At 42.3% G+C, this 12,487-nt stretch carries 11 protein-coding genes; 7 read left to right on the top strand and 4 right to left on the bottom strand.

Annotated elements, in window-relative coordinates; all coding sequences use genetic code 11:
• From IPH84_03220 to pepT, 5 genes are all read left to right on the top strand, one after another.
• Window positions 1-1,105: hypothetical protein (locus IPH84_03220; GenBank protein ID MBK7172247.1), on the top strand; the 1,105-nt coding region annotated here is incomplete at its 5' end.
• 185 nt (window positions 1,106-1,290) lie between these two features.
• On the top strand, window positions 1,291-2,232 hold the full coding sequence (locus IPH84_03215) for a T9SS type A sorting domain-containing protein (GenBank protein MBK7172246.1): 942 nt from the start codon (window positions 1,291-1,293) through the stop codon (window positions 2,230-2,232).
• A 36-nt stretch (window positions 2,233-2,268) separates the two neighbouring features.
• Window positions 2,269-2,508: a hypothetical protein gene (locus IPH84_03210; GenBank protein MBK7172245.1), complete on the top strand. Its 240-nt coding sequence runs from the start codon at window positions 2,269-2,271 to the stop codon at window positions 2,506-2,508.
• Between the two features lie 96 nt (window positions 2,509-2,604).
• Window positions 2,605-4,587 (top strand): oligopeptide transporter, OPT family, encoded by a 1,983-nt coding sequence (locus IPH84_03205; protein ID MBK7172244.1) that lies wholly within the window; start codon window positions 2,605-2,607, stop codon window positions 4,585-4,587.
• Between the two features lie 376 nt (window positions 4,588-4,963).
• Window positions 4,964-6,196, top strand: a complete 1,233-nt coding sequence (pepT, locus tag IPH84_03200; GenBank protein ID MBK7172243.1) for a peptidase T — start codon at window positions 4,964-4,966, stop codon at window positions 6,194-6,196.
• A gap of 199 nt (window positions 6,197-6,395) precedes the next feature.
• On the opposite strand, the gene IPH84_03195 is transcribed toward pepT, so the two are convergent.
• Window positions 6,396-7,712: a (Fe-S)-binding protein gene (locus IPH84_03195; protein ID MBK7172242.1), complete on the bottom strand. Its 1,317-nt coding sequence runs from the start codon at window positions 7,710-7,712 to the stop codon at window positions 6,396-6,398.
• Between the two features lie 365 nt (window positions 7,713-8,077).
• Between IPH84_03195 and IPH84_03190 the strand changes: the two genes are divergently transcribed.
• Window positions 8,078-8,440 (top strand): PadR family transcriptional regulator, encoded by a 363-nt coding sequence (locus IPH84_03190; GenBank protein ID MBK7172241.1) that lies wholly within the window; start codon window positions 8,078-8,080, stop codon window positions 8,438-8,440.
• A 2-nt stretch (window positions 8,441-8,442) separates the two neighbouring features.
• Window positions 8,443-9,984 carry a PspC domain-containing protein gene (locus tag IPH84_03185; protein MBK7172240.1) on the top strand — a complete coding sequence of 514 codons (1,542 nt, stop codon included), beginning with the start codon at window positions 8,443-8,445 and terminating at the stop codon, window positions 9,982-9,984.
• A gap of 78 nt (window positions 9,985-10,062) precedes the next feature.
• On the opposite strand, the gene IPH84_03180 is transcribed toward IPH84_03185, so the two are convergent.
• From IPH84_03180 to IPH84_03170, 3 genes are read right to left on the bottom strand one after another with little or no spacing between them, the layout of a single operon-like run.
• On the bottom strand, window positions 10,063-10,680 hold the full coding sequence (locus tag IPH84_03180; protein ID MBK7172239.1) for a hypothetical protein: 618 nt from the start codon (window positions 10,678-10,680) through the stop codon (window positions 10,063-10,065).
• Window positions 10,681-10,699: 19 nt separating this feature from the next.
• Entirely contained in the window at window positions 10,700-11,830 is a 1,131-nt protein-coding gene (locus IPH84_03175) for a PQQ-binding-like beta-propeller repeat protein (protein ID MBK7172238.1), read from the bottom strand.
• A 38-nt stretch (window positions 11,831-11,868) separates the two neighbouring features.
• Window positions 11,869-12,432 (bottom strand): hypothetical protein, encoded by a 564-nt coding sequence (locus IPH84_03170; GenBank protein ID MBK7172237.1) that lies wholly within the window; start codon window positions 12,430-12,432, stop codon window positions 11,869-11,871.
• Window positions 12,433-12,487: the final 55 nt, after the last annotated feature.

Genomic DNA, 12,487 nt, shown 5'->3' with positions numbered 1-12,487 from the left:
TGGAGAAATAGTATCATTTACTGGCCTGAGTCAATTATTTCCTGTTGGTACCTCTTACTTGTTTATCACTGCTGACTTTGTAGCTACCGCAACAATTGGAAATAATATTTCCTGTGAATCTACAACCAATTCAGATTTGACTTTTACCTCTAATCCAACATTTAGTGGTAGCTCGTTTACAGCAGCAAATCTTCATTCAATTATTGTTGGACCAACCATTTTACAACCAGGTGATATCTCTTTTATTGGATATGGTAATGATACACCTGACAAATTTGCTTTTATTGTACTTAAAAACCTGAATGATAATACGTCAATAACCTTTACCGACAATGCCTGGACTGGAACAGCATTGGCCACTAATGAAAATACAGGAACATATACAGTTCCTTCTGGGGGATTATTAATAGGCAGTATTGTACATATCGAGGGAACAACGGTTATAGGAGGTGGAACAATGTCAGCTGGTTTATCGGGACTAGCAATAGATGGAGATCAAATCCTTGCTTATCAGGGAAGTTCTGCCACTCCAAATTTTTTGGCTGGAGTTTCTTCTACCGGTTGGCTTACTTCAGGATCTACGAATAGCAATAGTTCTTATCTGCCTTCTGCTCTAGCTCTTTATGTTTCTGCTATCGGATTCTCTAGTGAAGAAGACAACGGCTATTATAGTGGTCCAATGACACTGGCAAACGGAGCTGTTGCTGCATTTATTTGTAATCCTGCAAACTGGACCCGTAGTAGCACAGTTCAGACTTTCCCTGCATGGTCGTTCACATTGGGTAATCACACTTTGGTTGATGTAACCTCTGCTGTGCAGAACCTGAATATTTTGAATATAGAATCTCTTACAATTGATGCATCCAAACAACTCACAGTTGCCGGTAATCTTGTATTAGAATCTGATGCTACCGGAACTGGTTCTTTGATCGACAATGGGACACTTGTTTCCACCAATAATACGGTTGAACGTTTCATCACCAAATACGATGACGCAGGTGACGATATGTACCATTTCCTCTCTTCACCTGTAGCATTGCAAAACATCTCTACAGAATTCAGCGATCCCCGGCTAATAACAGCACGATCGACTTCTTCAAATTGATGAAGCCACCTATTATTGGATCAATCCAGGGATAATACTGGTAATGGAATCAAATGGTTTTGGAGATCTATAAGTTTGTTGTTGGGAAGGGCTGGTTGCTTATAATGCTGATGTAACCAAAAGCTTCACTGGCACACTGAATACAGGTGCAGTTTCTGCTCCAACCATGAGTTACACCTCTTCCCTTGGCTAATGCCGGATGGAATCTCTTAGGTAACCCTTATCCTTCAGCCATTGATTGGGATCTTGTTGCTACCGGTCAATATGCGAACATGGATAATGCAGTGTATGTTTATGACAATGCTTCTGCAACTTATAAAAGTTATGTTGGAGGAGCCGGAAGCCTGACCGATGGTATCATTCCCGCCATGCAGGGATTCTTTGTCCATGCAAGTACTGCCAGCCCAACCTTATCACTCGAAAATGCTGACCGTGTTCATGGTGGCGCAACTTATTACAAAAATGGCACCCTGGAAAATGTGGTTCGTCTGAAAGTTGTAGGCAATAACCGCTATGATGAAACCTTTATCCGTTTCAACGATGAAGCATCCACCGGATTTGATGCTTCACTGGATGCTTTCAAGCTCTATGGTGGCTCTTCTGTGCCCACTTTCTATACTTTGGCTGACGACAGGAAACTATCTGTTAACTCTTTACCAACTTCAAGTCTTGAAGGCTTTGTTCCTCTTGCTGTTGAAGCCGGTGCAGCAAATACCTACAGCATCAGTCTTGTAGAAAACGGCTTACCCGCTTCTACTTATGTAACCCTTGAAGATACAAAAACAGGAAGCCTGCAACGTTTGAATGACCAACCAACCTATTCATTCACAGCTGCTCCCGGTGAAGACCCTAACCGTTTCAGGTTACATTTCAAAGATGCTACCTCTGTGTCAGATCCTTCTTCAAAAGTTGACTTTACTGCCTATGCAATAAACGGACAACTGAATGTTCTTTCAAGTGTATCGGGCAAATTAAGCATCACCGATATGTCAGGCAAAACCATTTCCATTAGGAATATCACAAAGGGAGAACTCAATACCGTTTCACTGAATGGTGCAACCGGACTTTACCTGGTTAAAATATCCACTTCTCAGGGTAATTTCATCCAGAAAGTAGTTGTAAAATAACCTAGCATCTTGTTAATACCAAAAACCCAAACGAAAATGAAACGGTCAATATATTTTCTCCTCACTTTTGCCTTCCTGTTTGCAATCAGTATGCTAATAAACACTGTTCAGGCCCAGGAACCTCCACATCCGCCAACATCCGGACATGGAAGCAGTGGTAACCAGTCTCCTAATGGATCCGCTCCAATAGGCGGTGGTTTAGGAATTCTGGCAGCATTTGGAATCGCCTACGCCAGTCGGAAGATTTCCATTACCAGATCCAAAAAAGAGGACTAGTTTATACAATCGACATCCTAATTAAAAGGTTTATTTCACCTCGGTGGTGGAATAAACCTTTTTCATTTAAATTTGGCAGGAACTAAACCCATTGTTATGTCATCACACGACTCCGGCCCAATCAAAGGGTTACCAGAAAATGCCTATACCGAACTCAAACCGGGTGAATCTTATGAACCACTTATGTCCCCCGCAAAAGTGTATCCTGAGGTGAATACATGGAGTGTTATCTGGGGGATTATTATGGCGGCTATCTTTTCAGCTGCAGCTGCGTACCTGGGATTGAAAATCGGGCAGGTGTTTGAAGCTGCCATTCCAATTGCTATCATTGCCGTTGGGCTTTCAACTGTTTTCAAGCGAAAAGGGGCTTTGGGTGAAAATGTCATCATTCAAAGTATTGGCGCCAGTTCGGGAGTAATTGTTGCCGGAGCTATTTTTACCCTTCCTGCTTTATATATTCTGAACCTGGAAGCACAGTTTTACCAGGTTTTTCTTTCTTCTTTACTGGGAGGTTTCCTGGGAATATTATTCCTTATCCCTTTCAGGAAATATTTTGTGAGTGAAATGCATGGGAAATACCCTTTCCCTGAAGCAACAGCAACTACTGAAGTTCTGGTTTCCGGTGCCAAAGGAGGTGACCAGGCACGATTACTGCTGGTGGCCGGTCTCATCGGTGGAGTTTACGACTTCATTATTGCCACATTTGGTTGGTGGGCAGAAGTTTTCACTACCAGGGTTATCCCTGCCGGAGAAATGCTTGCTGATAAAGCAAAAATTGTATTCAAACTCAATGTGGGGTCTGCAGTACTCGGACTTGGATATATTATCGGGCTGAAATACTCCGCCATAATTTGTGCCGGTTCCTTTGTGGGCTGGTATGTTGTGATTCCCATCATCAATTATTTTGCTGATGGACAAACACTGGCTGTTGGTACCGGAATTACTGCTCTGATTTCATCCATGTCGGCTGAAGATATTTTTAAGGCTTATGTCCGCCCGATCGGAATTGGTGGAATTGCCATGGCCGGTATCATTGGGATCATACGGTCAAGCAAAATCATAAAGTCAGCTATTTCTTTAGCTGGCAAGGAAATATTTGGCAAGCATGAGGGAAAGAAAGACAATCTCAGGACACAGCGCGATCTTCCAATGGCAATAATTGCAGGAGGTATTGTTCTCACGGCTGTTATCATTTTCATTTTCTTCCAGTTCGGTGTGGTTCATAACCTTACGCATGCCTTTGTAGGTTTGGCCATTGTAATGATCATTGCCTTCCTTTTCACCACTGTGGCTGCCAACGCCATTGCCATTGTAGGGACTAACCCGGTAAGCGGAATGACATTGATGACCCTGATCATCTCTTCGCTCATATTAGTATCGGTGGGTCTAAAAGGCACCTCTGGCATGATTGCAGCCCTTATCATCGGTGGAGTGGTTTGCACGGCATTATCGATGGCCGGTGGCTTCATTACCGACCTTAAGATTGGTTATTGGTTAGGAACTTCCCCCTATAAACAGCAGACCTGGAAATTCCTGGGAACCTTTGTTTCAGCTGTTACAGTTGGAGGTGTTATCATTGTCCTGAATAAAACTTATGGCTTTACAGGTGATACAGCCATGGTAGCTCCCCAGGCAAATGCTATGGCTGCTGTAATTGGCCCAATGATGAACGGACAACCAGCCCCCTGGATGCTTTATGCTGCAGGAGCATTCCTGTCTCTCATCCTCACTATGATTGGAGTTCCTGCCCTGGCATTTTCATTAGGCATGTTTATCCCATTGCAATTAAATACCCCACTATTACTTGGAGGAATCATTGCCAACTTTGTGAGTAAGAGAAGCAAGAACGAAAAACTGAACCAGGCCAGGAAAGAACGTGGCACCCTGATTGCATCCGGTTTTATTGCAGGCGGTGCTTTAATGGGTGTTATTAGTGCTGTACTTGCTAATTTCAAAATCAATTATGTAAACAGGGAATGGTTTGAATCACATGCTGCTGAAGGCTTAGCCGGTGTGATGCTTATTGTCCTCTGTTCCTATTTTATCTGGGATAGTCTCAGGGCTAAAGCGGAAGAGTAGGGATGTGGGATGTCTAATGTCGGATGTTTAATGTCGGATTGCGGATTGTTGCGGATTGTAGAATGGCGGATGTTGGATGTCTAATGTGGGATGTTTAATGTGGGATTTTGGATTGTTGCCCAAGCTCAGCACCCAGCACTCGGGACTTGAGACTTGGCTCTTGGATTGGGACTCAGACCCGGGACTTGGATCTTGGATCTTGGATTTTGGGATGTTTGATGTCGGATGTTTAATGTGGGATTGTGGATTGCGGATTGCCCTAAAGAAGCTCAGCACCCAGCACGCACCCAGCACCCAACACCCAGAGCCAAAGGCTCCCCTTCGGGGCACCCAGCACTAGCTAGATCATTTACCTAATACTTAAATCAATTTTAGAATGAAAAAAGAGATTCTTGACCGGTTTTTGAGATATATCGCCATCGACACACAAAGTGATGATAGTTCTCTAACGATGCCTAGTACAGCAAAGCAATTCAACCTGCTCAACCTGCTGAAAGAAGAGCTCCTGGCTATGGGTCTCGAGGATGTATCGCTGGATGAGAATGGATATATTATGGCCACTCTGCCTGCAAATACTCAAAACAAAATCCCGTCGATAGGATTTATTTCGCATGTGGACACAGCTCCTGATATGAGTGGTGAAAATATTCGTCCACAAATAGTTGAGAATTATGATGGGGGGGACATTACTTTAAATCAAGAATTAGGAATTATTCTCTCTCCGAAAGACTTTCCGGAATTGACAGAATACATTGGACAAACATTAATAGTAACTGATGGAACCACTCTATTAGGTGCGGATGATAAGGCCGGTATTACTGAAATAATGGCAGCTGTTGAATTCCTGGTAAAGCATCCGGAGATAAAACATGGTCCCATTAAAATTGGCTTTACCCCTGATGAAGAAATTGGGAGAGGTGTTGACAAGTTTGATGTGGCAAAATTCGGTGCAGATTTTGCATATACCATGGATGGAGGAGCCATTGGAGAACTGGAATACGAAAACTTCAATGCTGCTGGTGCCAAGGTGTTTATCCAGGGTAGAAATATTCATCCGGGTTATGCTAAAAATAAAATGCAGAATGCCTTGTTAATGGCCACCGAATTTAATGCCTTGCTTCCTGTAAATGAAAGGCCGGAATTCACACAGGATTATGAAGGATTTTATCATCTGATCCGCATGGAAGGCAGTGTTGAAAAAGCGACTATACAATATATTATCCGCGATCATGATAAAGCTAAGTTTGAGCAGAAAAAAGCGGTATTCCTGCAATGTGCCGAATTCATGAATAAGCGTTATGGAAATGGGACTTTCACACCTGAACTCAAAGACCAGTATTATAATATGAAGGAAATGGTTGTCCCGGTATTTCATGTAGTTGAAACCGCCCGCCAGGCTATGGTTGAACTGGGAATAGAACCCAGGGTAGTTCCTATCAGGGGTGGTACTGACGGTGCCCGGTTAAGTTATATGGGACTTCCTTGCCCCAATATTTTTGCCGGCGGACATAATTTCCATGGCAAATTCGAATATGTTCCCCTGGAATCAATGGAAAAAGCGGTATTGGTAATTTTGAAGGTGATTGAAAAGTATGCATCTAAAGAATAGGATGCTTTAGTAAAACGACTCCGGGGAAATTTTTTATCCTTTATTATTTCAACACATAAACCTGACAGGCTTAATAGGAATTATCCAACTTGTGATTTTTTGCTTGATAATGAGTCAAGATCTACGCAGTGTTGGCATTTCTAAATGATCCCCAAACCTTCAGGTTTTGAACCTGTCAGGTTTATTCTGATAGCTAAATCTAGGAGGCAACGTTAATCTCCAGATTTTCCGCCCATTTCATCCGATCCTGGGGTGAAAACTGCCAGGGTGCTCCGTTATTTTCAATATTTGTGAACATCATATTCAGTCCGGTAGGAGCTGCCGACTCTTCCATGACCAGGTACCTCCGCATTTCAACGATCAGTGTAGGATGGTTGATATTTACAGGGCATTCCTGGGCACAGGCGTTGCAAGTGGTGCAGGCCCATAATTCTTCAGTGGAGATATAATCCTTGAGCAGGGATTTATTGTCATTGTATTCCAATCCTGATTTCACCATCCCGGGTCCTTTTTCTTTCATTCGGGCCCGCAGGTCGATAAAAATCTTACGGGGAGATAGTTTTTTCCCGGTAATATTTGCCGGGCAAACATCAGTGCATCTCCCGCATTCGGTGCAGGCAAGGGAATCGAAGTAATTCTTCCAGGTAACATCTTCAACATCCTTCACTCCGAATCTGCCCGGAGGAGGAGCATCAGCCGGTGCTGCAGCAAAAGCAGTCTCCGGGTTCAGCATCAGTTTTACCTCGCGGGTAACCGATTCCATATTGGGAAGGTATCCAAGCGGTTCCAGACGACTAAGGAAAACATTGGGCACAGAAGTGAATACATGGAAATGTTTCGAGTAAGGCAAAATATTGGCAAAAATGAAGATCAGCAGGATATGCGACCACCAGTAAATTTCATGTAGTACTTTTGCATTTTCGCTGTCAAAAACGCCTGAATACAAAGGGAGCAACAAGCTGCTTAAAGGGAAAACGCCTTTGTAATCATCGGGATGAAGGGAGAGATAAGAGAGATTGAGTCCAATGAGTGATTTCATGAGAAAAAAGATGATGGCTAAAGCTACCAGGGCGTCCCATTTTGATTTTTTCTGCATTTCGATGCCATAGAACCTGTTTACATGCATAAAAAGGCGTCGGGCAAGAAATACAAGAATAGCCACAAGGATAACATAAGCCATGATATCTCCTGAAGCTGTAATAAAAGTATAAAGCCAGCCTGTGACAGCCATCGGCCTTTCCCAACCGGTAAGACCTTCGAGAACCATCTCAATGCTTCCCAGGGTAATCACAATAAAACCCCAGAAAACAAGTGCGTGTATTAGTCCTATTAACGGTTTTCGAAGAATCTTCGTTTGCCCGATAGCCACCGACAACATGCGGTTAAATCTCTTGCCATAATCCTTTACTGGAAATGGTTTCGTAAATCTGAACCAGCGTGAAAGCCTGAAAATAGTAAAGGAGAACGCACCCAAGGTAATGAGCAGGGCTAATAAAAAGAGGAGCTGTTTAACCATTTCTCACATGTTAAAAACTAAATCTAAAATACATAATATTTCCAGTTCACAACATGATTGAATTATAACAATTCAACGTCTGCAGATCTGATGGCTTGTGAATACTCTAATATACCAAACAGATGGGTGAAAGAATAACAATCCACTCCCCTCTCTTCTTTAGAAAAGAGGGGCCGGGGGAGAGTTGTTTTTCGTCATTTCAGAAAACTTAATATAACCTCAACTAATTTTTATTAATTTATAGTTTCCTGTTTATCAAGCATATAAATTATAATCAATTGAATTATTTTGCATTATTTAGTACTATGTATTGCATAGTACTGTTTATTGAATTATCTTTGTCGCGAAATTCATATTAGATCCAAATGGAAAAAGCAGAATCAACCATAGCCCAGATGAGGAAAGGGGTACTTGAAATGGGTGTGCTGGCAGCCATAAACGGGAATGAGGCCTATGCATCCGACATCCTTGAGAGGCTGAAACAGTCACACCTGATCGTTGTGGAAGGAACCCTTTACCCCATTCTGACCAGGCTCAAGAACGAGGGATTTCTCAGCTACCGCTGGGAAGAATCTACCTCTGGTCCACCCAGAAAGTATTACTCAGTGACTCCTGAAGGACATTCATTCCTGGATGAACTACAGGTAGGATGGAACGAACTTGTAGGGGCTGTTAACCTCTTATTATCAGGTCATAATACTATTTCAGATCAAACAAACAACCAATAACCATGAAGAAGAATTTTTCAGTCAACATAGGAGGGCGGGTATTTAACATCGATGATGATGCTTATGAGCGCCTTAATAACTACCTGGCGAACCTCAGGCGGCATTTTTCTGCTGATCAGGGATGTGAAGAGATATTGGGAGACATAGAAGGAAGGATCGCTGAATTGCTGGAACAGAAAGTATCGGCAGGAAACTCCATTATTACATTATCTTTAATCAATGAAGTAATTAACAGTATGGGAGAACCCGATCAGTTGTCGGGACAGGAAGCTGAAAGCCGTTACAGGAGTTTTGACGGAAAATCGAGTGGCAAGTTATTCCGTGACCCTGATAATCGGCTTATTGGTGGTGTTGCTGCCGGGATTGGCGCCTATTTTAAAATAGATCCCACATGGGTACGCATTCTGTTCGTGCTTTTTACCTTCCTTTATGCTGTTGGAGCTATAATTTATGTCATCCTGTGGCTTATCATCCCTCCTGCCCGAACCACTTCTGAAAGGCTTGAGATGCAGCGCAGGCTGATTAATATCGACACCTTAAGGGAAGAAGTGTTGTCAGCGGGATCAGGCATCAAAAAGACCAGTAATTCCCTGCTACGGTCCTTAGGCAAATTCCTTCGTTTTCTCACGGAGATTGTGACGCATGTTTTCAGGCTGATCCTGCAACTGCTTCGGCTTGCTTCGGGCGCCTTTTTACTCCTGCTGGTTTTAGGGATGTTTGTAGGGCTTAGTCTTATCTATATCATCAGGGAGCCCATGAATACCGGGCAATATTTCTTTGAAAATACAACAGTTGCCAACCTGTTTTCATGGCTAATGCCGGGTCCATCTATTCTTTGGCTGGCTTATATTGCCATTGGGCTAGTTGCTCTTGGACTGGCAGGAATGCTGATTTACCTTGGGCTTCGATTGCTTCTCAAGTGGCCGCCTGTGCAATGGCAGGTCTTTGGAGTCTTCGGACTGCTCATCGTGGCCGGACTGATTTGTGGAGGAGGGGCTATTTATCAATATTCAAGAAGTACTCTTGAAACAGCAAGTGACTCAAAAGTGGAAGCATTTCCCTATAATCAGAAGTTGATTCATCTTTCAATGGCACCAGATAACCCTGAACAATACTGGAAACCATTGGAAGGCAATGATATTGAAATATACAAGCAACAGGTATTAGGCAAGATAAAAGTAAGCCTGAGACCCACAAACGACAGCCTCTTTCTTTCAAGTATAAAGGAAGCCACAGCTTTCAGGCAGCATATAGCGGCGAATTATCTTGAGAACATTAGGTATTCCTATACTATAAAAGATACATTACTAACGTTGTTACCCTTTTTCACTTTCCCGAAATCAGAGGGAATGCACCACCAAACTATGGAAATTATTCTTGGTATACCAGAAAACACAGTTGTGAATATGGATGACAATTTTTTCTGGTTCTGTAACAACAGGGATTTTGTCGACTGGTCAAATTCCGGAGGGAAATATATTATGACTAGCATGGGACTTAAGCCCGTCAGGCCGGTAGAACCAGATTCCACCCAGGCTAATTAACACTTTTCGATAAAATCAGGAGGCTGCCCCTACTTTTAGGGACAGCCTCCATCATTCTACCACCAGTTATAAGAAGAGTTATTTTTTTGTTAACCGTATCATCGCACCTTCTGTAGGAGGGTAGTCTGCTTCAAAGTAATTACCCCCCTGATATATTTCGATATCACCATAAAAATCAAGATAGGTAGGAACTTCCCGTGTAAAATCGTTGTAAGGCCCCCAGTCGAGATCGAAGTCCATTTCCCGGTTAGGATCAAGGGAAACGGTATCACCCACCCTCAGCGAAATGTTGTTAACGGTAACATTGGCCTGGAGCATCGACATGCTCTGCCAGCCAATAGTTACAAGCCCGGCAGGGTAGGAATTGTGATAGAATCGCATGGTCCAGGGATATGTTCCATCAACATCCCATGTAAATACACCACTATAGTACCATGATTTTGCAGTGTTATTGGGTACGGTGTCTACAGCTTTTAAAACTACCTCCTCGAAAACGATTTTTATTTTTTTACTATCAAACAAAGGATCTCCTGTTACTGGCGTTGTACCTTCCCAGGTTCCCAGCAGCCAGTTTTCATTCCAGAATATATCATCGCTTGTATCTTCTTCGTCTTTCTTGCAGGAGGTGGCTAATACCACATAAAGGCATGCGGCAACAACAATGAACAGTCCGCTTAATTGAATATATTTCTTCATAATATTAAGTTTTGAATGATTAATCTACACTAAAGCAATATACATTTCCATCAGAGCAGGAAACATAGAATCGGTCACCATCAAGGGTTGGACTGGTGAAACCGTAAGCCTTTCCGTTACTTTCCGAATTGAATTCCCAGAGAATATCGCCCGAGGTCGCATTGAAACACAGCAGTCCCTTGCCATAGCCGACAATCAGCTTGTTACCAACCACCAAGGGTTCACTCACCGCACCGGCACGCATTTCATAATGCCATATTGCTGATCCATCAGTAGTAGAACGGCAGTGAATGGTTGACATTCCAATGGCATATACCTTATTTCCCTCAACAACAATATCTGACCAGATTGTACCAAGTTTAACACCCCATTTTTCCGACCGGTCTGATAAATTCAGGCAACGAAGCGTTTTGGTATTGACATTGGCATCCTGTACCCCGATATAAATTTCATTATCAGTAACTGCAGGGAAATTGGCAAAAGCTGATTCAAATGTCTCGAACCATTCAATCAGTCCAGAGCTTTCAATAAAGGAAGTTATTGTAAATGGTCCGGTTTTACCAAAGTAAAGTTTACCACTTTTGTGAACAAGCCTTGAGTTTCGCAAATTAGTCCATGTTTCATCGTTTACAGTTTTCCAAACCCTTCCTCCGCTGGTTGCAGAATGTTTTGAAACACCTAACATACCGGCAAAATAGACCGCATCACCTACCAATAGTGGGTTGTTATACAAGGAGTATTCAATAGGAAGATAGTCAGGGTCAATATATCTCCAAACCCGATTTCCATTATTCAGGTTTAACGCATGTGGATTCGCTCCTCCTGAGATTATAAGGTTGTTATAAATTACAGGACTCACCGCACCAAAGGCCAGGCTATCGAATGCTTTCCAGATGAGATTCCCGGTATTCCGGTTAACACAATAAAGAAAGACTCCATCATCAACATTTTCATCAGAAGCGTAAAAGACCACATTATCTCCTGATACACAGGGTTTTGATTGATAGGGGTCGGCACCGGCATTGTAAACCCATAGAGGCGTTTTTGTTTTACTGCCATCTTCGTCCTTTTTACAACCGGTGGTAAAAACGACAAGACAGCAAAATAACATAAGGAGGATGTTCCTGTATTGTAGTGTTTTAGTTTTCATTTGCTATGTATAAAAAAGTTTAGAATAACAGAATTGAATCAGTATTTCAGAGCCTTTATCTCATTCGAAACATCTGCGATAGAAGGTTGGAAAACCTCACTTAAAAGGATATGCTCACTTAGGACAGGATTGGATACCAGTTTGTTGATTTTGACTGATTTTTCCCAAAAAACCTTCCCGTTATTGCCTTCGATGATGATGATTTTAATAGGAGCCACAACATTTTTGTCAACCATTTGAATAGACTCTATGGAACATTTCAGCAGGTAATGAAGGTTTTCTTTCTTACTGATGATTTTATAAGCTTCCGCTGAAAGGCTTTCGGGATCAGGTGCAGGCATTTCCTTAAGCAGTAAAAGGATATGCTCTCGCGACAGTTTGCTTATTTTGCCAATGCTTGTCAATTGTCCTACAAAATGATCCTGCATCTGTAATGAAACATTCTGCCATTGATGTACATTCAGAATACTGGCATTGACGGCCGTTGTGTTAACAGGAAGGATACTTAAAGTAACCTGACAGCTTGACTCCTTCACATATAGCATAACCATTGTTAACAATACTGCTGAAGCCACTCTTTTGAAAAAGGTATTTGTTTTCATTTTCCGATTTATATTGGGTTACCATGTGTAATTTAGGTTTATTAATATCTTGACT

It is taken from the genome of Bacteroidales bacterium, assembly GCA_016707785.1.
In the GTDB taxonomy this organism is placed as follows: domain Bacteria; phylum Bacteroidota; class Bacteroidia; order Bacteroidales; family UBA4417; genus UBA4417.
The sequence above is the reverse complement of the archived record's forward strand: the minus strand, read 5'-3'. Positions and strand labels throughout refer to the sequence as shown.